Origin of the sequence: Phaeobacter gallaeciensis DSM 26640, from assembly GCF_000511385.1 — a bacterium.
Taxonomy (GTDB): Bacteria; Pseudomonadota; Alphaproteobacteria; order Rhodobacterales; family Rhodobacteraceae; genus Phaeobacter; species Phaeobacter gallaeciensis.
In genome coordinates this window covers 3,669,329-3,693,039 of the sequence record NC_023137.1, presented here as the reverse complement: position 1 = coordinate 3,693,039, position 23,711 = coordinate 3,669,329, and the positions used below count along the sequence as shown (strand labels likewise).

General features: G+C 57.8%; 22 protein-coding genes and 1 tRNA gene. 9 read left to right on the top strand and 14 right to left on the bottom strand.

Annotation, left to right across the window (positions count from 1 at the left end; genetic code table 11):
* The first annotated feature begins 15 nt into the window (after nucleotides 1-15).
* The 4 genes from fliF to fliP are packed head-to-tail and all read left to right on the top strand — an operon-like array spanning nucleotide 16 to nucleotide 3,317.
* Complete coding sequence (fliF, locus tag GAL_RS17770) at nucleotides 16-1,692, top strand: flagellar basal-body MS-ring/collar protein FliF (protein ID WP_024098938.1); 1,677 nt, start codon at nucleotides 16-18, stop codon at nucleotides 1,690-1,692.
* A complete protein-coding gene (locus tag GAL_RS17765; protein WP_024098937.1) occupies nucleotides 1,692-2,288 on the top strand; it encodes a FliH/SctL family protein in 597 nt (198 codons plus the stop codon). Before fliF ends, GAL_RS17765 begins: the two co-directional genes overlap by 1 nt.
* Nucleotides 2,281-2,577 carry a FliM/FliN family flagellar motor switch protein gene (locus GAL_RS17760; protein ID WP_024098936.1) on the top strand — a complete coding sequence of 99 codons (297 nt, stop codon included), beginning with the start codon at nucleotides 2,281-2,283 and terminating at the stop codon, nucleotides 2,575-2,577. The genes GAL_RS17765 and GAL_RS17760 overlap by 8 nt, the downstream gene beginning before the upstream one ends.
* On the top strand, nucleotides 2,574-3,317 hold the full coding sequence (gene fliP, locus GAL_RS17755; protein WP_024098935.1) for a flagellar type III secretion system pore protein FliP: 744 nt from the start codon (nucleotides 2,574-2,576) through the stop codon (nucleotides 3,315-3,317). The genes GAL_RS17760 and fliP overlap by 4 nt, the downstream gene beginning before the upstream one ends.
* A gap of 430 nt (nucleotides 3,318-3,747) precedes the next feature.
* On the opposite strand, the gene GAL_RS17750 is transcribed toward fliP, so the two are convergent.
* The 11 genes from GAL_RS17750 to GAL_RS17700 form a co-directional block, all read right to left on the bottom strand.
* Entirely contained in the window at nucleotides 3,748-4,851 is a 1,104-nt protein-coding gene (locus GAL_RS17750; protein ID WP_024098934.1) for a flagellar basal body P-ring protein FlgI, read from the bottom strand.
* Nucleotides 4,848-5,855 (bottom strand): flagellin, encoded by a 1,008-nt coding sequence (locus tag GAL_RS17745; protein ID WP_024098933.1) that lies wholly within the window; start codon nucleotides 5,853-5,855, stop codon nucleotides 4,848-4,850. Before GAL_RS17745 ends, GAL_RS17750 begins: the two co-directional genes overlap by 4 nt.
* A 3-nt stretch (nucleotides 5,856-5,858) precedes the next feature.
* On the bottom strand, nucleotides 5,859-7,307 hold the full coding sequence (flgK, locus tag GAL_RS17740; protein WP_024098932.1) for a flagellar hook-associated protein FlgK: 1,449 nt from the start codon (nucleotides 7,305-7,307) through the stop codon (nucleotides 5,859-5,861).
* Nucleotides 7,308-7,355: 48 nt separating this feature from the next.
* The gene (locus GAL_RS17735; RefSeq protein ID WP_081731437.1) at nucleotides 7,356-8,678 is read right to left on the bottom strand and encodes a flagellar hook protein FlgE; all 1,323 of its coding nucleotides are present in this window, start codon (nucleotides 8,676-8,678) and stop codon (nucleotides 7,356-7,358) included.
* A 103-nt stretch (nucleotides 8,679-8,781) separates the two neighbouring features.
* The gene (locus GAL_RS17730) at nucleotides 8,782-9,618 is read right to left on the bottom strand and encodes a flagellar motor protein MotB (protein ID WP_024098930.1); all 837 of its coding nucleotides are present in this window, start codon (nucleotides 9,616-9,618) and stop codon (nucleotides 8,782-8,784) included.
* A 188-nt stretch (nucleotides 9,619-9,806) separates the two neighbouring features.
* Complete coding sequence (locus GAL_RS17725) at nucleotides 9,807-11,426, bottom strand: long-chain-fatty-acid--CoA ligase (RefSeq protein WP_024098929.1); 1,620 nt, start codon at nucleotides 11,424-11,426, stop codon at nucleotides 9,807-9,809.
* A gap of 25 nt (nucleotides 11,427-11,451) precedes the next feature.
* Nucleotides 11,452-13,068, bottom strand: a complete 1,617-nt coding sequence (locus tag GAL_RS17720; RefSeq protein WP_024098928.1) for a GMC family oxidoreductase — start codon at nucleotides 13,066-13,068, stop codon at nucleotides 11,452-11,454.
* 143 nt (nucleotides 13,069-13,211) lie between these two features.
* Nucleotides 13,212-13,287, bottom strand: a tRNA-Thr gene (locus GAL_RS17715).
* A gap of 71 nt (nucleotides 13,288-13,358) precedes the next feature.
* A complete protein-coding gene (locus GAL_RS17710; RefSeq protein WP_024098927.1) occupies nucleotides 13,359-14,882 on the bottom strand; it encodes a heme biosynthesis protein HemY in 1,524 nt (507 codons plus the stop codon).
* A 10-nt stretch (nucleotides 14,883-14,892) separates the two neighbouring features.
* Complete coding sequence (locus GAL_RS17705; protein WP_024098926.1) at nucleotides 14,893-16,251, bottom strand: COG4223 family protein; 1,359 nt, start codon at nucleotides 16,249-16,251, stop codon at nucleotides 14,893-14,895.
* Between the two features lie 53 nt (nucleotides 16,252-16,304).
* Complete coding sequence (locus GAL_RS17700) at nucleotides 16,305-17,072, bottom strand: uroporphyrinogen-III synthase (protein WP_040104302.1); 768 nt, start codon at nucleotides 17,070-17,072, stop codon at nucleotides 16,305-16,307.
* A 41-nt stretch (nucleotides 17,073-17,113) separates the two neighbouring features.
* On the opposite strand from GAL_RS17700, the gene tsaD reads away from it, so the two are divergent.
* Genes tsaD through GAL_RS17675 form a run of 5 tightly spaced genes read left to right on the top strand, consistent with a single transcriptional unit; the run spans nucleotide 17,114 to nucleotide 20,306 of the window.
* On the top strand, nucleotides 17,114-18,211 hold the full coding sequence (tsaD, locus tag GAL_RS17695) for a tRNA (adenosine(37)-N6)-threonylcarbamoyltransferase complex transferase subunit TsaD (RefSeq protein ID WP_024098924.1): 1,098 nt from the start codon (nucleotides 17,114-17,116) through the stop codon (nucleotides 18,209-18,211).
* Nucleotides 18,208-19,170 carry an NAD(P)H-dependent glycerol-3-phosphate dehydrogenase gene (locus GAL_RS17690; protein ID WP_024098923.1) on the top strand — a complete coding sequence of 321 codons (963 nt, stop codon included), beginning with the start codon at nucleotides 18,208-18,210 and terminating at the stop codon, nucleotides 19,168-19,170. Before tsaD ends, GAL_RS17690 begins: the two co-directional genes overlap by 4 nt.
* A gap of 1 nt (nucleotide 19,171) precedes the next feature.
* A complete protein-coding gene (locus tag GAL_RS17685; protein ID WP_024098922.1) occupies nucleotides 19,172-19,444 on the top strand; it encodes a YciI family protein in 273 nt (90 codons plus the stop codon).
* Nucleotides 19,444-19,866, top strand: coding sequence for an EVE domain-containing protein (locus tag GAL_RS17680; RefSeq protein WP_024098921.1), 423 nt, complete (start codon nucleotides 19,444-19,446; stop codon nucleotides 19,864-19,866). The genes GAL_RS17685 and GAL_RS17680 overlap by 1 nt, the downstream gene beginning before the upstream one ends.
* A gap of 44 nt (nucleotides 19,867-19,910) precedes the next feature.
* A complete protein-coding gene (locus GAL_RS17675; RefSeq protein ID WP_024098920.1) occupies nucleotides 19,911-20,306 on the top strand; it encodes a DUF1761 domain-containing protein in 396 nt (131 codons plus the stop codon).
* A gap of 373 nt (nucleotides 20,307-20,679) precedes the next feature.
* Here GAL_RS17675 and GAL_RS17670 read toward each other — a convergent pair whose 3' ends face one another.
* The 3 genes from GAL_RS17670 to ahcY form a co-directional block, all read right to left on the bottom strand.
* Complete coding sequence (locus tag GAL_RS17670; RefSeq protein WP_024098919.1) at nucleotides 20,680-21,021, bottom strand: DUF2853 family protein; 342 nt, start codon at nucleotides 21,019-21,021, stop codon at nucleotides 20,680-20,682.
* A 250-nt stretch (nucleotides 21,022-21,271) separates the two neighbouring features.
* A complete protein-coding gene (locus GAL_RS17665; protein WP_024098918.1) occupies nucleotides 21,272-21,931 on the bottom strand; it encodes a PRC-barrel domain-containing protein in 660 nt (219 codons plus the stop codon).
* A gap of 254 nt (nucleotides 21,932-22,185) precedes the next feature.
* Entirely contained in the window at nucleotides 22,186-23,577 is a 1,392-nt protein-coding gene (gene ahcY, locus GAL_RS17660; RefSeq protein WP_024098917.1) for an adenosylhomocysteinase, read from the bottom strand.
* Nucleotides 23,578-23,711 lie beyond the last annotated feature (134 nt).

Sequence of the window (23,711 nt, the reverse complement as noted above, 5' to 3'; positions counted from 1 at the left end):
GCTACGGAGGTTAATGTGCAGCAGATCAAGAATGTCTGGGCAGGTTTGGACACGCGAAAGCGCCTGATTGCCGTGGGGGCCACGGTGATCGTGATTCTCAGCGTCCTGGCGATGTCCCGTGTGGCGAATACGCCCACGATGCAATTATTATATGCCGGGCTGGAAAGCGGCTCGGCTGGGGATGTGGTGCGCGCGCTCGAACAGCGCGGTACCGAATATGAAGTCCGCGGTGGATCCATTTATGTTCCAGCTTCGGCGCGCGATGAACTTCGCATGACATTGGCCAGCGAAGGTCTGCCAGCCAACGGCGGGCGCGGCTATGAGCTACTCGATTCGCTCAGCGGGTTTGGCACAACATCGCAAATGTTTGACGCCGCCTACTGGCGTGCAAAAGAAGGGGAACTGGCCCGTACCATCGTCGCTAGCCCCCATGTCACACAGGCTCGGGTCCATATCGCAAATACTGGCTCAAATCCGTTTCAGCGTACAGCTGAGCCGACGGCCTCTGTGTCGGTTGTGCCGATGGGATCCCCCATCACACCCGCGCAGGCCAATGCGATCCGATTTCTGATTTCCTCTGCTGTTACTGGCCTCGCTGTGGAAAATGTCGCTGTGATTGATGCCAATGGCGCGCTGATCGGTTCGCCCGAGGCTGCCGCCGCAGTTGGTGCCGGTACCGATGATCGCTCGCAATCGATTCGTGAACGGGTCATGCGGTTGGTCGAAGCGCGCGTTGGTCACGGCAATGCTGTGGTCGAGGTCAGCGTCGAAACCGTGACCGATACCGAATCCATTCGCGAAAAACGCATCGATCCCGAAAGCCGTGTGGCCATCAGCACCGATGTGGAAGAGCGCTCCGATTCTTCGCAGAACCAATCAGGTGAGGTGACGGTTGCGTCTAACATCCCAGATGGCGACGCCGCCTCTGGAGATGGCTCAAAAGCCAGTACCAATGCCACGCGCGAACGGGTCAACTATGAAATTTCCGAGACTGAGAAAGAGATCTTGCGTGGGCCCGGCGCGATCAAACGTCTGACCGTTGCGGTCTTGGTGAATGGTGTGCCGACCACCACCGCAACAGGTGAGACGGTGATGGAGCCGCGTGCCGAAGAGGAGCTCGGCGCCCTGCGTGAGCTGATCTCTGCGGCGGTCGGGTTCAGTGAGGAACGTGGAGACGTCATCACACTGAAATCTATGGAAATGCCTACGGTAGAGCCACAAGGCACCGTCGTCAGTGCCTCGATCTTCGACAATATCTATCTGGATGCGATGTCGCTGATCCAGATGGCTGCCCTTGCACTTGTCACTCTGATCCTCGGCCTCTTTGTTATTCGTCCCATTCTGTCGAATCAGGCCAGCGTCCCGGCACTTGGCGCGCCAACAGGTGATGCCATGGATGAACTGCCCGCACTTGGCGGCGGAGGTGGCTTCATGGCCAACCCCAACCTTGGTGCAGACCTCGCCCTTGATGGCGAGATCGAGAACAACGAAACCGGACAGTTCGAACCCATGGGCGGCATGGGCATGGGTACCGGTATGGGCATGGGCGGAATGGGGGATATGGGTGGCCTGCCAGCCCTTGGCGGCGGCGACAACCCCGTTGACCGTCTCCGCTCAATGATTGGTGAACGCCAGGAAGAGACGGTGCAGATCCTGCGCGGCTGGCTGGAAGAAAATGAGGAGAGAGCCTGATGACAATTGCCCATCTTCTTGAAGATTTTGCCATGGACACGCCGGCGGTGCCGATTGCCGAAGTCAGTGAAGAAATGATGGAAGAAACGCGGCTGGAATCCTACGAAAAGGGCTACAGCGCTGGTTGGGACGATGCGGTGACGGCCAAGGACAAGGAGAGCACCCATGTCTCTTCGGAACTGGCCAACTCGCTCGAAGATCTCAGCTTCACCTTCCATGAGGCGCAGACACAACTGCTTGAATCGCTGGATCCAATGTTCAAGGTTCTGACCAGCGCAGTTCTGCCAGATGCCATGGCTGCCAGTTTCGGCCATCATATCGTCGATCAGCTTACGGACATGGCCAAGAGTCAGGCCGATCAGGCGATCAATATTGTTGTCTCCCCCGGCGAAGGTGCAACCGTGCGAGCGCTATTGACCAAAAGTTTCACTGTGCCGGTGCAGGTCCGCGAGGACGTCGTGCTGTCTCCCGGTCAGGCCTATCTCAAGGTCGGCGGCATCGAGCGGGAAATCAACAGTTCTGCCCTGATCGACTCCATTCAGGAGTCGATTGAGGCCTTCTCCTTTCACATAACAGAGGACAGCAAATATGGATAATCCTGCTGAAATGAACCGGAAATCTGGCGATTCAGGCAATCCGTTTGTGTCAGTACCGGTCGAGGTGGTCGTCTCGGTTGGTAAGGCGCGGCCATTGATCCGCGATCTTGTAAACCTCGGTGAAAACGCGATTTTGACACTCGACAAACGCGTGGAGGATCCCGTCGACCTTTATGTCGGGGATCGCCTTGTCGCCAGAGGCCAACTGGAAGAAATGGAAGGCGAGCAGGCTGGTCAATTGGCAGTACGACTGACCGAAATCGCGGATTTGCAAAGCGGCCTGGGATGACACGCACCGCTTTTTTTGCCGCCGTTCTGGCGGCCATGCTGGCCATCGGTCTGCCAGATACTGTGAGCGCGCAGGATCTCAACCTATCCTTGGGCGATGGCCAGTCGATATCGGCCCGATCGATTCAGTTGATCCTGCTGATCACCGTCCTCAGCCTCGCCCCGGGGCTGTTGATTATGATCACATGCTTCCCGTTTCTTGTCACCGTATTGTCAATTCTTCGACAGGCCATCGGTTTGCAACAGGCACCACCGAACATGTTGATGATCAGCCTCGCGCTGTTCCTCACCTATTTCGTAATGGAGCCGGTTTTCACCGAAGCCTGGACAACCGGAATCAATCCGCTGATTGAGGAGCAACTGGATGTAGAAACCGGGCTTGAGCGCGCATTGCAGCCGTTTCGGGTGTTCATGGCTGCGCGTCTTGATCCCGATACCTTCTATGCGATTGCGGATCTGCGACCCGCCACTGCGGGAATAGACCCTACCGCTGACGCCCCTTTATCGACCCTGGTGTCGAGCTTTATGCTGTCGGAAATTGCCCGAGCCTTTCAAGTCGGCTTTTTGGTCTTCCTGCCGTTTCTGGTCATCGATCTGGTGGTCGCGGCCGTGCTGATGTCGATGGGGATGATGATGGTTCCGCCAGCTGTTGTATCTATGCCCTTCAAACTTGCGTTCTTTGTTGTCGCTGACGGGTGGAGCCTCATCGCAAGCGCCTTGGTCCGCAGTTACTTTCCCTGACAATCTAAACCTTTACAGGAACTGCCCTGCAAAACGCCCCGGTCATAACAGTGGCCGGGGCGTTTTGCATTGGCGCGACAAACCTGATCTCGACAGGTTCTCGACCAAAAGCTACTCAACCTCACACGTAACAGCGCTGCGTCGGAGGACAGATCACACTATCCTAAGGAGCCATATGATCCTTAGAACACCTTTCGGGTAGTATGACTTTCACATCCAGCACACGGACGAACCTAGCCTGGTAAGAGGGTCAAGGCACTCTCGATATGCGCTGGGTCGACATTCGGCTCATCCACAGTGTCATGAAGCCGGCCGGGTCAGATGTAGCGAAGCAATGGATATACATGGCGGCCTATTGCCAACGCAAAAGCCCCCGGAACGTAGAGGTTCTAGGGGCTCGTCCGCCTGCGTGCAGCTCTGTATGGGCGCGCTATCTCACCACGAATTCGGCGTGCAGCGCACCGGCCGCTTTCAGACTCTTGAGGATATCAATCATGTCCCGCGGCGACACCCCTAGCGCATTGAGACCCGCCACCACTTCAGACAGTGAGGTGGTTTCCGGGACCTCTGCCAGCTGAATACCCTCTTCCTCTTCGATCGCAGCGCCAGTGCGTGGAACAATCACTGTTTCGCCATCGGCAAATGGATTCGGCTGAACAACCAGCGGTGTTTCTTCGATCCGCAGAGTCAGATTTCCCTGTGCGACGGCAACCCGCGAGATTCGCACATCGCTGCCCATCACAATGGTACCGGAGCGTTGATCGACAACCACACGCGCCTTGCGCTGAGGTTCAACCAGAATATTTTCGATCCGCCCGACAGCATGAGCGGTGGAGCGGGTGTTCGTGCGCTGCACGTCAATCTCAACCGTTCCAGAGTCGCGCATCAGAGCCACATTACGCCCAAATTCCGCGTTGATCGCACGTTCGATGCGGCCAGCAGTGGTGAAATCAGGCTCTCGCAACGCAAGACGCATGGACGAGAGCGAGGACAGATCGAAGTCGATCTCACGCTCAACCCGCGCACCCGAAGGGATGACACCAGCAGTCGGAACCCCCTGTGTGACAGACGCGCCTTCCCCCTCCGCGACGGCTCCACCTGCTAGAATGGTACCTTGGGCGACCGCATAGATCTGACCATCTGCGGCATTCAAGGGCGTCATGACCAGTGTCCCGCCCAGCAGACTCTTTGAATCGCCGATCGCGGAGACTGTCACATCAACAGTGCCGCCTACACGGGCAAACGGCGGCAAGGTTGCGGTGACAAATACCGCAGCAACGTTTTTGGGCCGAAACTGTTCGCCGGTCACATTCACGCCCAGCCGTTCCAGAATATTCGACATGATCTCTTCGGTGAAGGGAGAGTTCCGCAGACCATCGCCTGTCCCGTTCAACCCTACGACCAGACCGTAACCAACCAGATCGTTGCCGCGTACGCCGTCGAACTCAACCAGATCTTTCAGTCTGATCGCATTGGCCTGGGCCATCGCCGGCAGCAGCAGTACAGCAAGAAGAACCCGGATGAACCGCATCATGACAGGAACCTCATCAGCGACAGCTGCGATGTTCGAGCCGTGACAGTGAACAGGCTTTCTAATTGGAACTGCGCCTCATCCAGACGAGTGGAGGTTTCGTAGGGGTCGGCCTGAACAAGCTGGTTGAAGACCAAGCTGAGGCTGGTCTGGGCGGCGCCGTTGCGTGTCGCGGTCTCTTCAATGCGGCCCTCCACAAAACCCAGATCCGACTGCATCTGGATCAACTGGACTTGGCTTTCGCGCAGCTCAACGCCAGTGCTACGCAACATCTCGAACTTCACATCTGAGGTGAGGCTAAGTCCTGGATCATTGACCAAAGTTGCAATGGCAAGACTCTGCAGTGTCTGCTTAAATGCATCGTCATTGGCCTTCAGAGAGACGGTGACCTCTTCAGTCGGGCCGATTTTCACCGGATCCATCAGGTCCGATGAGCCCTGATACATCACCGTATCAAATCCCAGCGGATCGGCGAACCAATCTTTGACGGCCTGCACGATATCAGGCGCAGTGGTGAAAGGGGTAACCTCCGTCACCAGTGAGGACATCAATGTGTTGATATCGGCGAGAGGCTGGGCTTCGGTATCTTTGCCAGAAAACAGGCTGCGACCTGCGGCTTCGCCATTCAAAGAACGGATAGCTTCGGTAAGATACACTTCTGCCTGGTTCGACAATTGCTGCGATGTTTCGTCATTCGGGGACGTGGTTACAGCAAAAATATCGCCGGTGAGCTCAACCACATTATCAGAGATCAACTCGATATTATTCTGCATTGACGACGCAAACAGAGCCGCCTCGGTGTTTGCAACCTGAAAGGATTTGAGACGATCCAAATTACGCTCGACATCGGAAAGATATGTTAAATCCCCCCCCAGTTTCTGCGTCAACTGCGAGGTTTTTCCAGTGCTCAACTCCTGAGTCAGGGTCGAGATATCGTTCTTCAGACCAACCGAGCGATTGCGCAGGAACAGGTGTTGAGCCATGTCCCCATAGGAATTCATAATCATGCGTTAAATCCTCAGAAGCGTTTCCATCAGCTCATCGACCACGGAGATCATCCTGGCGTTGGCCTGATAGACTTTTTCAATCACGATAAGGTTCTGCAGTTCGGCATCACTATCGACGCCCTGCGCCAACTCGCGCTGGTACATTTCGGTATAGGTTGCCGCTGCAAAAGCGACGTTCTGTTCTGCAGAGTTTTCACTCTGCGCAAACCGGGACAACAGGTTCGCACTCAGCGTGCTGGCATCCAGATTTGCCGTCCCCAGGCCAACAGAGGAAACGGTGCGCTTGGCGTCCAATGCATCTGCATATCCACGCAACAGTGTCGCATCCCCTGCATTGCCGGGCGAAGCTGCATTCAGACCATCGCGCAGCCGCCAGGTTTCGGCCTGCCCCTGCATGGCGATTTTGTCATTCAGCTCAATCCGGTTGGCGATACCGACAGTATTGACCGGATCAAAAAATGCTCCCTGATCGGTGAAGATACCCGGATCCGTTGCCGCCAAGGTGGGATCCAGTGCAGGATCTTGAAAACGTTCGATAAGATCCTTTGCCATGGCGTCCAGATCTTCCTGCGCCTCAACGGTCAGGACATCGCGCACCTCGAACTGGGCTGCAAGTGTTCCACCACGGATAGGTCCACCAGGCCCTGTCGCAACATCAATACCATTGATCTGCAACCCGGAAAGCAAACCGTTGCCCAGCGTCATATAAGGCAGTGTATCGGCCTTACCATCGAAACTCAGCTCAGCTGCCTGGCCGTCCAGCAGCACAGCGCCCCCTTCGGAGAACAGTGCAACCTGACCCCTGTCGCGGTTGACGACCTTGACCGGAATGATCTTATTCACCTCGTCAATCAGCAGGTCTCGTTGATCCAGCAACGACGCTGAATCGGACCCTGTTGATTGGCTGACCGCAATTTTTGCATTCAGTTTTTGAAGTTTTTCCAATGACTGATTGACCGTGTCGACCTGCACGTCAATTGCTCTGTCGGCGGCTGTACGTTGATTGCGCAGCCCCTCTGCCGCATCCGCAATCGACCGTACCAACTCTTCTGCCTGAATCGCGAGATCATTCAGCCGCGGTCCGGAATCGGGTCGTGAAATCACCTCGATCAGGCCGGAATCAAAATCCGTTAGCCGCTGCGTGATTGAATAGGGGTCGTCGGCGCTGCCAACCAATTCGGTCATGCGACCAAAAAAAGCGGATTTCACCTCGGCAACGCCAACCTCCGAATTGGCAGATCGCACGCTGGATTGCAGGGCCGGATCGTTGATCCGCTGCACGTGACCAACCTTGACCCCGCTGAACCCATCCCCGGCACTGGTAAGCGCGAGGCTCCGGCGCGAATAGCCCGGTGTCAGGACATTCGACAGGTTTTCGGAGACAACCGACGTCGAGCGGCCAGCCGCCGTCAGCCCGGTCATTGCGGAATTGAGAGCACTTGTAATGGACATGGGTCATCCAACCTTTGCGCGAATGTAAATCAGAAGGGCGGACGCCTATCAGCGCTTGATGTTGGTGGTTTCCTGCAACATCTCATCCACGGTCTGAATGACTTTTGCGTTAGACGAATAGGCTCGCTGGGTCTGAATCATATTGGTCAGCTCACCTGCCACATCTGTTGCGGATTCCTCGCGGGCATACCCGAGGATGTCGCCTGTCGGACCTTCACCAGCATTCCACAGGAAGTAGGAGCCACTTTCACTGGACGGCATGTAGGTCTGTCGGTCCATGGCGATCATGCCATTCGGGTTCGGCAGATCAACCAGTGGAACCTGATAAACCACGCGGCTGACACCCGTGTCATAGTTGGCATGCACATAGCCGGCCTCATCAATCTCAACACCGGTGAAGTTGCCGACCGGAGCCCCATCCTTGGAGATCGAGGCGGGGGCAAAGGTGTCGGACAATTGGGTCAACCCGTTGTCATCACCTAACATACCGATATTGATCTCCATCGGGCCGCCTGCGACGGTCACAATGATGGAGCCCGTCGCTGGATCATAGGCACCACCGGTCGTATCGGTAACTGCATTCAAGGCGCCGCCGGAGGTCCGGTTGTCATCGAAGGTCAATGTGTATTCCCCAATTGGGGTCGCACCGGTCGCGGTGTCTGTGATGATCATGGTCCATTCGTTCGACTCGCCCGTTGCCGGAACGGTGGGCACGAATTCGATCTGCAGGCTCTCGGATTTACCCAGATTGTCGTAATACTCGATCGAAAGGTTCTCACTGGTGCCTGCCGACGTAGATTCCGTCGCTGTCGCGGGCAGGTTCACACCCAGCGACATCTCGGTTGTCGGCTCTCCGGAAAGTTTGTTCACATTGAACCGCACCGGCTCCAGCGCGTCAGATGTATCACGCGCATAGGGTGGGATTGTGCCATCAGATTGCGCAGGCCAGCCCATCAGGACCAGTCCGGACTCGGTTGCAAGCAGGCCATCGGCATTGGTTCTGAACGACGCCGTGGTTGTCAGCATCATCTGCGGGTTGGCGGCGCCCGTCTCAACCTCGTTCATGGAGGTGACGGGCAGCATGCCGCGGCCCCGCACCGCAAGATCGGTTGCGTTGCTGGTTGACACCAGCGGTCCCCGCTCGTCGATCAGACGCACATTGGTCGTCCGCACACCGCCGGCCGAATAGGTGCCGCCAGAGGAGCTCATGACCATCGAATGGAAATCCGTCTGAACCCGCTTATAGCCGGCGGTCGAGGAGTTTGCGATATTGTCGGAAATGGAGGCCAGTCGGCTGGCATTCGCGGTAAGCCCGGCAACGCCGGCATTAAGCGAGGAAGAAATCGTCATGGATACGCCTTTCTGCTGCATCGAATCTTTCTTGATGCAACAGCTAGCCGATTGCCCATTAACGGGCGGCTAACAGATAAAATTGTCTGATCTGTTGGCCGCCCGTTTTTCAACGTACCCGCGCTTATTTCCGCAGAAGGATGATTTCTACCCGGTTGTTTCGCGCTGACATCGGGTTGTTATCCGTCAGTTTACGATCTGCATGGCCGGTCACACGGTGCATCCGCTTGGACTTGGTTCCACCTGATTCGAGCATCACACGAGTGGCATCCGCCCGCGCGTGGGACAATTCCCAGACCGGATTATTGGCCACAACAACCGCATGAGATCTGATATGCCCGCCAATGGCGATGTTGTTTTCAACAACCCCTGTGACACGTGACACCATCTTCACAATATCCCGGAACAGCAGCGTCGGCTCCGCGGTTCCATCTTTGAACAGCGGTGACTCCTCGGTATCGAAGAGTTCGACAACCAAACCCTCATCCGTGACCCGCGTGATGATGTGCTGAGCCATCTCGATTGAGACCATGCTTTCGCCACCACGCCCTTTCAGCTGTTCCTCCAGAGCGCGGAACTGTTCGTCTGCGGCCTCGCGGTCCTTGTCTTGTTCGACGCCGGAATCGCCCTTGGCCTGCTGTGCATCTGCCGGGCTGATATCCGACGCACCGGTTCCGTTCTGGGGTTTGATTTCTTCGGTGAACATACTGTCCCCGTTGAAGGCCCCGTTGCCGCCACCCGAAACCCGGCTCAGCGGAATGGATGGCGAGAAGTAATCCGCCAGCCCTTTTCTCTGCTTTTCAGTCGTTGCGTTGAGCAGCCACATCAACATGAAGAACGCCATCATAGCCGTCACGAAGTCCGCATAGGCGACCTTCCAGGCTCCACCGTGATGGCCATCGCCACCACCTGACTTTTTCTTCTTGATGATAATGGGCGCCACATTTCCTTGTGCGCTCATAATCCACCACCTATTTTCACCCACTACTGGGATATCAGGTGGGGTCTTAAGCGGCCCTTAACAGATAAATTTGCCGGCAGTTATGCTGTCCGGCGGGCCTCAGCGGGTTCATAACCTGCAATACATGCGCCCGATAATTAGGGACAGGCACCGCCACCGGGAGAAATACTCGATGGCGGTTCAGGATATCAGGAGTCCAGCAGGATGCCTTCGTATCTCTCCCGGAGTGTATTCTTCTGAACCTTGCCGGTGCCGCCCAATGGCAAGGATTCAACAAAAACCACACGGTCGGGAATCTGCCAGCTGGCGACCTTGCCCTGATAATATGCCAACAGATCAGCCTCAGTGACATCGGCAGACCGTTTCACGGCGATCACAACAGGGCGTTCGTCCCATTTGGGATGTTTCGCCGCAATCGCCGCCGCCTGAGCGATATTGGGATGCGACATGGCGATATCTTCCAGCTCCACAGTGGAAATCCATTCGCCCCCGGACTTGATGATATCCTTGGAGCGGTCGCGAATGATCATATAGCCATCACCATCAATTGTGGCGACGTCGCCGGTATCAAACCATCCATCATCCGTCAGTGCAGTTTCTCCAGCGCGGAAATAGCTGTCGATCACCCAATGTCCGCAGATCTGCAGGTTGCCTTGCGTCTCGCCATCATGCGGCAAGACAGCACCGCTATCGTCAACGATACGAAGATCGATGCCATACATTGGTCGCCCCTGCCCTTCGCGCAGTTTAGCTTGGGCTTCGGCATCCAGCTCATTGTGCTTCTGCAACAGCTGGTTCAGCGTTCCAATAGGGCTGGTTTCCGTCATCCCCCAAGCATGCACCAGCTCGACGCCATATTTGTCGCGGAAGGTCGGGATCATGACCGTCGGCAGGGCAGAGCCGCCCACAATCGTACGTTCAAGGCTCTCGGCGGTGCAGCCGGTTTCCTCCAGCCCCTGCAGCAAGCCCATCCAGATGGTCGGGACGCCCAACGCCACAGTCACCTTTTCCGCATCAATCAACTTGGCCAGGCTCACCCCATCAAGATGTGGACCCGGCAGCACCAGCTTCGCCCCAACAGCTGCGGTCATATACGGCGTACCCCAGGCATTCACGTGAAACATTGGCACCACCGCAAGCACCGTATCCCGCGCGCGCAGGGCCAGACCATCGGGCTGATTTCCGCCAATCGTGTGCAGCACGCTGGTCCGGTGGGTGTATTCGACGCCCTTGGGGTTACCGGTGGTGCCTGAGGTGTAGCACAGGCTAGAGGGCAGATTTTCATCCAGATCGGGCCAGTCATAATCCGCGGTCTCCACATCCAGCAGATCATCGTAGAACAGCACGCCTTCGATCTGCGCTGCGATATCGGCATCTTTCGATCCCATCACCACGATATGTTGCACCGTGGTGAACTGCGCGCGCAACTGCGCCACGGCCGGAACAAAGGTGGTGTCAATAAACAGCACCTGATCCTCGGCATGGTTGATGATGTAAATCAGCTGCTCCGGCTTCAGGCGCGGGTTAATCGTATGGCAGACATACCCACCGCCTGACACTCCGAAGTAAATCTCAAGGTGGCGGCGGTTGTTCCAGGCGATGGTACCGCAACGGGCGCCTTGGGCGATACCGAGGCGCCCCAGAGCCGCCGCGAGTTTGCGGGCATTGGCATCAATATCACCCCAGGTCACATGCTCGGTTTCACCCGACGTCTCAACCGAAGTGACCGTCGTTGAACTGTGGAAACGCCCCGCGTGTTCTATCAGCGAGCCTATGGTCAGCTGTTTGTGCATCATCTTGCCAAGCATCGTCGTCTTCTCCGAAATTGAAATGTCAGCCGCGGGCCGAAGCGCCGCGTATAATATCTGCGGCTTTTTCCGCGATCATAATGGTGGGGGCGTTGGTATTCCCGCCAATCAGCCGCGGCATGATCGACGCATCAACCACCCGTAATCCCTGTAGCCCGTGGACCCGAAGCGAAGGATCAACCACCGACAGCGGATCGGTTCCCATCTTACAGGTGCCAACCGGGTGATAAATTGTATCCGCCCGTGCACGAATGTGCTGCTCCAAGGCAGCGTCATCCGGCTCGTCGTCTATGAACAATTCCTTGTGTACATAGCCCGCCAGTGGCTCTGCCGCCATGATCTGCCGCGTCTTGCGCACGCCCTTGATCAGCACGGCCAGATCCTCTGGATCGGCAAGGAACTGCGGATCAATTCGAGGGGCGGCCTTGGGATCAGCACTGTTGAGGCTAACAGAGCCGCGAGACTTCGGCCTCAGCACACAGATATGACAGCTGAACCCATGCCCCATATGCAGTTTGCGCGCGTGATCATCGACAATTGAGATGACGAAATGCAGCTGTATATCAGCCCGCTCCTCATTGGGGTCGGTTTTCAGAAACGCTGCCCCTTCGGCAAAGGGCGTGGCAATCATACCGCGCCCGGTCTTGCGCCAGTTCCAGATATGGCGCAGCAGCGAAACACTGCCAGGCAAGGAGATACCAAAATTGTCCCGATCCCGGGACTTATAAGCCAGCGTGAAATCGAGGTGGTCCTGCAGATTCTGACCAACTCCCGGCAGTTCGTGCACCATATCGATCCCATGCGGGCGTATGTCTTCGGGACGGCCAACACCAGACAGTTGCAGCAGCTGGGGTGAATTGAACGCCCCACCGCTCAGGATCACTTCGCGGCGGGCGCGCACCATATGCGCGCGACCACCCTGACTATAGTGCACCCCAACTGCCCGCTTGCCCTCGAACGCAACAGAGGACGCTTGCGCACGGGTGATCACCGTCAAATTTGGGCGTTCCATGACCGGATGTAGGTAGGCCGTCGCAGCCGAGCACCGCTCGCCATTGCGATCATCCCGGTGAAACTGCGTCACCTGATAGTGGCCGATGCCCTCGTTATCGCCGGAGTTGAAATCCTCACGGTGCCGGATTTGCAGGGACTGCCCCGCCTTCACAAAGGCGTCTGTGATCGGGCGAGGTGATTTCTGATTGCTGACCTGAAGCGGACCAGCCGCGCCGTGCAACGCATCATCACCACGTTCGTTGTTCTCAGACTTGCGGAAATAGGGCAGCACCGATTTCCAGTCCCACCCCTCACACCCCAAGGCCGCCCATTCATCATAGTCTTTGGAATGGCCACGAATATAGAGCATGGCGTTGATCGCGCTGGATCCACCCAACCCCTTGCCACGTGGCTGATAGCCCCGCCGCCCGTTCAGGCCCGGCTGCGGCACCGTCTCATAGGCCCAGTTGTTGATCTTTGGGCGACCCGGCAGCATAGCGACAACTGCGGCCGGGGCCCGGACCAACAGACCGTCACCGCGCCCGCCGGCCTCCAGCAGGCAAACCGTCACATCGGGATCTTCACTCAGTCGGGACGCCAGCGTCGACCCCGCTGAGCCACCGCCAACGATCACATAGTCCGCCTCCATCACGACCTCCCCGCACATCCTGCGTCAACAGCTCTCCCAGGCTGCCAGCAGATCAGCACCGCTTTTGCGAGAACTGTCCACTCTGACGGTACGTCATCGCGGACGCGGAGCAGGTGAACAAAGGTCCGTCTTGAGAAGAAAACTGGTGCCGCTGAAGGGACTCGAACCCCCGACCCCATCATTACGAATGACGTGCTCTACCATCTGAGCTACAGCGGCGACCGGTGCAGGTTTGGCCTGCAAAAATCGGTGCGGCGCGCTTTAGCATCGGCGCACCGCTTGGAAAAGATCTATTTTGCGCTTTGGGTTTTGGAATCCCCGTCACCCGTATCAGGGGTCTGGGTCACAGTTTCATCCATGTCGGGTACAGCTGTATCGCCGCCCTCCAACAGCTCCACCTCTGGAATATCGGAGGCATCCGGGCCAGCTGCGCCCTCTGGCGTGCCGGTGATCAATGGCAGAACCTGCGCCCCTGTGGCACCAACAACCTCCGGTGCCTCCGGGCGGCGCCAGCTGAGGGTATCAAAACTGGCGCAGTTTTCGCAGACCGGCGCCCATTCTGCATGGATGTGGTTGCAGTTTCCGCAGACCCACTGCGGCCCGCGTGGCGCATTCAGCGCCCGTGCCAGCCAACCCTGGATCACCGCATCGCTGGCGCCCTCGCCCTTTTCGATCGCCGCCATCAAGGTCAACGCACGCGCGTCCGGCTCGCGTTCAACCAGATCGCCCAGCGCGCGGCGCGCCTCTGGGAAATCCTCAGCCACGATATGCAGTTCGGCCATCACCAAACGGGTCTCATCGTGTTGCGGCGCAAGACGTGACAGCTGGGCAAACCGTTTCACCCGCTCCTGTGCGGTTTCAGTCGGCTCAACCTCTGCAAACGCATGGGCCAGATCCGGGTGCGGCTGCGCCTCCCAGGCTTTCTTCAGCACCCGGATTGCATACCGTTTCTTGTCCCGAGCCAGATAAGCCCGCGCCGCCATGGCTGCCGCCGGAACCAAATCCGGCGAAAGCCGGTTGGCTTCAATCGCCTGTTCCTGCTGATCGACCGTCGCGCCCTCTTCAACGATCGCCTTGGAGGCCGACAGCGCCAGCACAGCATCGCGACGTTTGTAGACATCACGTGGCAGGGTGCCAGTCTTTAGCTTGGTGGTCAGCGTCTTGCGGGCGCCGGCCCAATCCTGTGCCCGTGCCTGAAGCGTCAGCAGGGTATCCTGCACCTCCTCGTGCTTGGGCCGCAGACTGAGCGCCTTCTCCGCCAGTTGGCGTGCGGTGTCGGTATCCCCTTCAGACAGCTTTTGCTTCATGATGCCTCGGACACCAACAAAGCGGGTCGACTGGTTGCTGACCAAGCGTTTGTAAGCCTCGGCCGCCTTTTTTGTGTCCCCGGCCAGCTCCGCCGCCTGCGCAGTCAACAAATCCGTCAGTTCCGGCTTCTCCAGATATTTCTCCGCCCGCGCAGCCTTGGCCATGGCCAGACGCCCCTCACCGGAGGCCAACGCCATCAGACCGTCAGAGAGCGCCTGATAGCCCTTCCGCTCGCGGCCCTTGTCAAAATAGCGCGAAATCGCGGTCTCATCTCCATTGAGAAAGCGCAGCGTCGCCAGCAACAATGACAACAGTTTGAACAGGACCCAGACTGCAAATACCAGAATGGCTAGCGCGATTACCGACTGCAGCGCACTCAGGGTGTATTCAGTGCCGGCGACAGTGATCTGCACGCCCCCCGCCGTCTCCGTCAGCAAAGCAGCACCAAAGGCCAGCACCGCCACGATGGCGACAAATACGAGGATCTTCAACAACGACCAGAGCATGGCAGCTTCCTTATTTGGCGTTCAGGCTTTGGGCCAGATCATTCACGGCAGCAACAGCGGCCAGACGGGCGCGCGCAGCGGCCTCCCAATCGGCCAACGGTGCACGGGCGGTTTCCGGCAGAGACTGCAACTCGGTCAGGGCCCCTTGCAGATCGCCGCTCTGCACAGCGGCTTCGGCGCGCGACAGCACCGCATCGGGATCATCTCCGTCACGTGGGGCGACCGAACGTGCGCCCAGCTGACGCCGCACATAGGCCGCGATGCCGCCTGTTCCCTTGGTTTCCTGACGGGCCGAAGCCAGAGCCTCACGCGCAGCCGGGGCAAACCCATCACGCAGACTTGCACGCGTGCTGACGCCCGCCTCTGCGGACCCGGTCAACGCCTCCGGCGCGGTTACACCAACGGCCTGCAACTCTTCGATCAATCCGCCAAAGCTGGTGCCCGCATCAATCGACGACCGCAGCCGGGCGACGATTGTCTGGGCGCTTGCAATACGGGCGGCTTCGGCGCTGGCTGCATCCATCGCCCGCGCCTCCTCAACCATCTTTTCCACTTCGGCGCGCTGTTCAGCGAGGCTGTCCTGAAGCTTGCTCAGCTCGGCTTCGAATGCCGCAACAGCGGCCGGGCTGGCAGCATCCGTGATGGGGCGGCTCTCCAGAGCATCCACACGGACCGCCAATGTCTCAATCACCCCCGCCAATTCATCAGATCCAGTCGCCATCTCACTGGACCGCAGGGAGGCAACCTCCTCTGCCAACGCATCTATCTGCTGCGTGAGCGGCGCGATATCCGGGACATCGTCAGCGGCAACCCGCTCCTCCAGCTCCGCAATCTGAGCGCTGAAGCTTTGCTTCAACTGCTCAAGCGCGGCTGCATCGACGGGCGCTGAACTGCGCCAAGAGGGCGGCATAAAATCATTCAGCACATTTGACTGGCCCGCTACAAAGCCCAGCCCCGCAGCAACGACCCCCCCTAGGAGAGCGGCTCCAAACCCACCTCGTTTTTCGACGACACGTTCGACCTCATGGACCGATGCCGCAGCAACAGGCGGATTATCAACTGTTTGGTCCTCCGACGCATTTTCAGCATTCATGCCCTCAGCTGTCTCGATGGGATCGAGATCAGCGCCCCCTTGCGCCGGATCGTCATCCGACTCATTGAAGACTGCGTCCTCTTGTGCAGCCGCGGGATCCGTGTTGTCCGGGTCGTTCAAGTCCGCCACAGCAGCCATATCGGATGTCTCATCATCTTCAACACTCAGGCTGTCAGAGACCGCATCACCAGCGGTTGTGTCGTCGATGTCCGGTTTGGAGACAGACGTCTGGCTCTCTTCTGCCTGCGTCTCATCGGTTGTTTTCTTGTCAGCCACGCCGACGTCCCCCTCGATTCTCAAAATCTCTTAACAGCAACTCAGCAATAAACTTACTGTGCCGATGGCCCACCCTCAACCCGCGCCAGACCAGCTGCGGCATCACGCACCAGTGTACACATTGCTGCCGCGGTTGGAGACTTACATATCTGTAAGCCCTTGCATTTCAAGCCTTTCAGAGGCTCTGCAACCGCCTTGCTGAATGCAATCAGATGCAGGTCTGCGCAATATGGCGCCAATTTGACAAATTGCTGAGCGGTCCGCGGTGAAAAAAGCGGCACGATCAGCGACGCTTGCGCATCCATCGCAATCCGCGCCTCGTCTTCATAAGGAAGCAAAACCTGATCATAAATCACCTGTTCCCGGCAATTGACCCTCGCCAGGCGAAGCCGCTCGGCTATGTCGCCGCGGCTATGGACGCCGCGCAAATGGATCAGCGGACCTGCAGGTGGAACCTCGGATAAGGTCTGCACCAACGCGTCAGCATCCTGACCACAGCAAATCGCGCGCCACCCTTTCGCCGCTGCGGCCTGCGTTGTGCGTTGCCCGACGCAATAGGCGCCCTGCCCCGCAAACGGCGCAGATGCATAGCGCACCCCATTCGCGGATGAGAAGATCACATCTCCTGAAGAAAGCCCCCGTGCGGAGGGATCAGATGGCGGGTTCAGCGCCGTTGTCCTGATCAACGGCGCGTAGATCACCTGCACAGTCTCTCTGGTCGAGGCGGGCAGATCTTCGACAAATCGCTCTGCCACCACACGGGGGCGCGTCATCAATAGGCCGACCATCACACGCCCCTCGGGATTGTTCGCCACTGTCATAGGTGGTAGCCCCGGCACGGACAGGATGCAACGGTAACGCCATGGAACAAAGCCTCACCCTTCTGGGATTGGAAAGCAGCTGCGACGATACGGCGGCTGCCGTGGTGCGCCAGTCCGGGCAAGGCCCGGCAGAGGTGCTCTCCTCCGTCGTGTTTGGCCAGACCGAACTCCACAGCGCCTTTGGCGGTGTGGTGCCAGAAATCGCAGCCCGCGCCCACGCCGAAAAGCTCGACCACTGCGTCCGCGATGCGCTGGCCGCGGCCGATCTGCACCTGCGGGATATGGATGCCATCGCCGTCACGGCAGGTCCGGGACTGATTGGCGGCGTGATTTCTGGTGTGATGTGCGCCAAGGGGCTGGCGGCCGCGACCGGGCTACCGCTGGTTGGCGTCAACCATCTGGCCGGCCATGCGCTGACACCCCGACTGACGGATGCGGTGCCCTATCCCTATCTGATGCTGCTGGTATCAGGCGGGCATTGTCAGTACCTGATCGTGCGGGGGCCCGATGATTTCAAACGGCTGGGCGGAACAATCGACGATGCGCCCGGCGAAGCCTTTGACAAGACCGCTCGCCTGCTCGGCCTGCCGCAACCCGGCGGCCCGTCGGTGCAGAAGGAAGCCGAAAGCGGGGATCCCCGCCGTTTCCGCTTTCCCCGTCCGCTATTGGACCGTCCAGATTGCAACCTCTCATTCTCCGGCCTGAAAACCGCACTGATGCGCATGCGGGATCAGGTGATGGCTGAGAAGGGCGGTTTGACACGTCAGGACCGCGCCGATCTCTGTGCCGGTTTCCAGGCAGCTGTTGCTGACGTCCTGGCGGAAAAGACACGTCGCGCAATCCGGCACTATCTTGAAGAAGCCCCGGCGGCCCGCACCGTTGCCGTCGCGGGTGGCGTTGCAGCGAATACCGCTATTCGGTCCATATTAGAGACTGTTTGTTCTGAGGTTGACGCACAGTTCCTCGCCCCGCCTCTGGCGCTTTGCACGGACAATGCGGCGATGATCGCCTACGCCGGGCTTGAACGGTTCCGCAATGGCGCGCAGGACGGCATGGACTTGACCGCCCGGCCACGCTGGCCACTGGATCAGAGCAGCCCCGCCATGTTGGGCAGCGGCAAGAAAGGCGCCAAAGCATGAGTGTTTCGGTGCTTGGATCCGGCGCATTTGGCACGGCGCTGGCAATTTCTCTCGCAGGCAATGGTCCGGTTACCCTATGGGCACGAGATGCCGCTCAGGCGCGCGATATGCAGGCGACCCGGCGCAACACCCGGCGCCTGCCCGGCGCCGATCTGCCGGAAACACTGACGGTGACCAGTGATCTGGAGCGCGCTACGCAGGCTGATACCATCTTGCTCGCCGTGCCGATGCAGACCCTACGGAGTTTTGTCAGCACCCATGCTGATCTGCTGCGCAACCGCGCTCTTGTGGCCTGCTGCAAGGGGATTGAACTCAAAACCGGTCAGGGTCCGTTGGTGGTTCTCCACGCCTGCCTTCCGACGGCCCGGACCGCCTTGTTGACCGGCCCCAGTTTCGCCGCCGATATCGCAAAAGGCCTGCCGACGGCGCTGACATTGGCTTGCCGTGACCCGGAAACGGGGGCGCAATTGCAGCAGCAGCTGACCACGAAGAACCTTCGGCTTTACCGTACTACGGACACAAGCGGCGCCGAAATTGGCGGCGCGCTGAAGAACGTGATGGCGATTGCCTGCGGTGCTGTCATTGGCGCTGGACTTGGCGACAGCGCCCGTGCCGCGCTGATGACCCGCGGCTATGCCGAAATGCAGCGCATGGCACTGGCAGCTGGTGCGCAGGCCGATACGCTGGCAGGTCTCTCCGGATTTGGTGACCTCACTTTGACCTGCAGCTCGGAGCTGTCGCGAAACTATCGTCTTGGGCTGGCTATTGGACGAAACGAGACGTTTGACCCCAATATCACGGTTGAAGGCGCTGCTACCGCGCGTGCCGTTCACGCCGAAGCTCAGTCGCAAAATCTGGACATGCCCATCACCGCCATTGTTGTGGCCCTGCTCGATCAACGCTTGACGATTGCCGACGCCACCGCTCAACTGCTTGCAAGACCATTGAAAGAGGAATGACATGCTGATTGCCCTGATCGCGCGCGATAAACCCGATCATTTGCAGACCCGGATGGACAACCGGGCGGCGCATCTCACGTATATTGAGGAAACCGGTGTTGTGGCGCAGGCCGGTCCCCTGCTGGACCAGGATGGCGGCATGGTTGGCTCATTGATCATCCTTGATGTCGAAGATATGGCCGCCGGTCAGAACTGGGCCGACAACGACCCCTACGCCAAGGCTGGCCTGTTTGAAGCGGTTGAGCTGATCACTTGGAAGAAAGTCGTCGGCTGATGGCATATTGGCTGTTCAAATCCGAACCCTCCACCTGGAGCTGGGCTGACCAGCAAGCCAAGGGCGAGACGGGTGAGGAATGGGACGGCGTGCGCAACTATCAGGCGCGCAATTTCATGCGCGAAATGAAGATCGGAGATCGTGGATTCTTCTATCATTCGATGAAGGAAAAATCCGTGGTCGGGATCGTTGAAATCTGCGCTGAGATTCATCCAGACAGCACCACAGACGATCCCCGCTGGGAATGCGTTGATATCAAAGCGGTGCGCAGCTTTTCTGTGCCGGTCACTCTCGATCAGATCAAGGGTGACCCGCGTCTTGAGGATATGGTTCTCGTGAAGAACTCCCGGCTGTCAGTACAGCCTGTCACTGCAGCGGAATGGGCCCATATCTGCGCGTTGGGGAAGACAGATCCGGATTGATCTGACAAAATTCTCTCACTGATGCTGGTTTCAGGGAGAGATTAATGGAAATTCTGAATGTTGTCGCCGCGGCTATCGCTGGCTTTGTTCTAGGCGCAGTCTGGTATGGCCTGCTTGCTGAACCGTGGATGCAAGCGGCGAAAGTACCGCGTGATGAGAACGGCAAACCTGCAGGCGGGCAGACACCAGCGGTGTTCGCCGCGACGTTTGGTCTACAAATCGTCGTGGCTGGTATGATGCGCCATGTCTTCGCTCTCTCGGGTATCGATACGGTTGGCGGCGGTCTGGTCAGCGGTCTGGGCGTGGGACTGTTTTTCATTACGCCGTGGATCATGATCAACAACCTCTACGCCGTTCGACCATTTCGTTTGTCGGTGATCGACGGCGGCTATGCGACGCTTGCATGTGGCGCCATCGGTCTGGTCCTGACGCTATTCTAAGCTGCGACGCATCCAGCAGCGGATGTCACGATACAGACCGCGCAAATAAAAAAGGGAAGATCCGAACATATGCCAGGATCTTCCCTTTCACCCCACGTGCTCCAATTCCACCACACGTGTTCGTAAATCTGTGATCCTGGCCATCCTGACCGGTCTTCAGACGATAGTCCGGTCAGCGGTGATTCCGCAAAGGTAATACAGGTAAAATGCGACACATATACAACCTGAGACTGTCCTCTTAGCGTTGCAGCGGCCTGCGAGGCCCACTGGATTATAGACATGCCTCCAATGTCTCAGAGGCGAGATGGCAACGACAAAAAAGCCCGCCGGATCCGTCCGACGGGCTTTTTCGGTCGATATTTCGGCTAATTGATCAGCCGTAGACGGATTCTTTTCCGAAGTGCTTGGTCAGCATATAATAGACGACGGCACGATACTTGTTCCGCTCTGATTTACCGTAGGTTTCAATCACGCTGTCAATCGCGGACATCAGCTCAGGCCCGTCGGACAGGCCCAGTTTTTTGATCAGGAAGTTGTTTTTGACGGTTTCCAATTCCGCCGGCTGACTGGAGGCCACGGTCGACGCATCAGCATCGTAAATAGCCGGACCACAGCCGATGGTGACCTTTGTGAGCAGATCCATGTCCGGATCCATGCCGCATTTGGTTTTCAGATCATTCGCATATTGCTCGATCAGATCGTCGCGTTTTCCCAAAACTCTCTCTCCCATGTTACTCAGCGGAACCATTTGTTAGCGCCAGGCGCAGCGCCTGATCATTTCTTATTCCAACAGCTTAGCCACAGAACGGAGCGGGGCAACTGGGAATTTCTGTGCCCGCCTCTCATTTCTGAGAACACGCCCTTGATGACGAGGTACCAAAGGCAAAAAGGCGCCCCCACGAAAGGGGCGCCGTTTTCTTCAGCTGGCACCCTCATCAGATGCCAGATCAAAAATCAGAGCGTTGTCATACGCTATTGCCGATCAGGCGATCATCCTGCAGAGGCTTGATCATATCTTCGTCGATCTCAGGCATAGAGCGCAGCGCTGCTTCGGTGCGGCTGTTCAGCTTCAGCTGACCATTGCGGGTGAAATCCATATCGGACAGCGGCACGGCAACAGTGTATTCGTTCATGCCAAGAAAACCGCCAACACCGATGACACCTGCGATTTTACCATCCTGTTCAATAACATAGTCGATTTCACCTACGTCCTTACCGGTTGCGGAAAACACGTTCTTCCCGACCACGTCGGCGACGGTCATCTCATCCAGGGGAGGCAGTGGTTCACCCGCAGCATCCGAGCTGTCGTATTCGCCGCGCGGGATGGTGGTGGAAGCATCAGAGCTTGCATTGATGTTTACATCGCCATCCGCAGGCATTTCGTCATTCACGGTCTCCACGCCGCTGTCTACCTTGTATTCACCACGCGGAATTGTTGTGCCTTCGGTGGTGTCAAGCGACGCGCCGCTGGTGGTGTCTTGACCGCCAACAGTCTCGATCTCGGTATCCGACTTGCTTTCACCGCGCGGGACAGAAGTGTCGGCCTGTGCGATCCCTGCGCCTGCCATCAATGCAGCAGCAGTAACACCAGCCAGAATACGGGTTTTGGTTTTCAGTTCGGTCATGTCGTTTTCTCCTTCGCTTGAAGTACGCCAACCAAACGTCACCAACCTTGCAGACGTTCCAAGATTTCCGTGGAATTTCGCCCCTAAATTTTTGGAACTTCTACGCGCAGGGTTGCGTTGCGCGCCCGCGGCGCGCTTTAGATCAATCCAGCCAAAAGGCAATTAAAATACAGTCACATAACCGAAAACACCCCGCCAATGGCGAGGTGTTGCTTTGGTCACTCACCTTCGCAGTTACACAGGCAGTATGATGATCAATACCGGTAGTGCTCAGGCTTGAACGGGCCTTCTGGTGTAACACCGATATAGGCAGCTTGTTCAGGCGCCAGTTTCGACAATTTTACACCGATCCGCTCCAGATGCAGGCGGGCGACTTTCTCGTCCAGGTGCTTGGGCAGAATGTAGACATCGTTTTTGTAGGTCTCACCACGGGTCCACAGCTCAATCTGGGCCAGAACCTGATTGGTGAAAGAGGCCGACATCACAAAAGACGGGTGCCCGGTTGCGTTGCCAAGGTTCAACAGGCGACCTTCGGAGAGCAGGATCAGACGGTTACCCGAGGGCATCTCGATCATGTCGACCTGCTCTTTGATGTTCGTCCATTTGTGGTTCTTCAGATTGGCAACCTGGATTTCGTTGTCGAAATGGCCGATGTTTCCAACAATCGCCATATCCTTCATCTCGCGCATATGCTCGATGCGGATGACGTCCTTGTTGCCAGTCGTGGTGATGAAGATATCGGCGCTATCGACAACATCCTCCAGCAGCACCACCTCAAAGCCGTCCATGGCCGCTTGCAGGGCACAGATCGGGTCGACCTCGGTAACCTTGACCCGAGCGCCAGCACCACGCAGCGAAGCGGCGGAGCCTTTGCCCACATCGCCATAGCCACAGACCACTGCGACCTTGCCAGCCATCATGGTGTCGGTAGCCCGGCGGATCCCGTCGACCAGCGACTCCTTGCAGCCATATTTATTGTCGAACTTCGACTTGGTGACCGAATCGTTCACGTTGATCGCAGGGAAGGGCAGCTGCCCCTCTTTCACCAGCTCATAGAGACGGTGGACACCGGTGGTGGTCTCCTCGGACACACCCTTGATCGCCTCGCGGGTCTTGGTGAACCAGCCGGGGCTTTCGACCATACGCTTTTTGATCTGGTTGAAGATCGCTTCTTCCTCTTCCGAGGTGGGAACTTCAATCAGGTTTGTTTCGCCAGCCTCAACACGGGCACCCAGCAGCACATAAAGCGTCGCATCACCACCATCATCCAGAATGAGGTTGGCACCTTCTGGGAATTGGAACGAGCGGTCGAGATAATCCCAATGCTCTTCAAGGGTCTGGCCCTTGATTGCAAAGACCGGCGTGCCGCCAGCAGCAATGGCCGCGGCGGCGTGGTCCTGGGTCGAGAAGATGTTGCAGGAGGCCCAGCGCACATCTGCGCCCAGCGCCACCAGTGTCTCAATCAGCACCGCAGTCTGAATGGTCATGTGAAGCGACCCGACGATCCGGGACCCTTTCAGCGGCTTGCTGTCACCATATTCGTCACGCAGAGCCATCAGCCCCGGCATTTCGGTCTCAGCGATATCGAGTTCCTTGCGGCCAAACTCGGCCAGCGCGATGTCCTTGACGATATAATCCCCGGGCATTGCGTGCTCCATTCCGGTTACATTTTGTCTACCGCAGCAGGTAACACCGCAATGGTTTATAAGCAACGAAGATGCCCAAGAGCGCCGGGGCGCGGTGACCAGCGATCATGCGCCCCGGCCTTCCCAACGGTCCG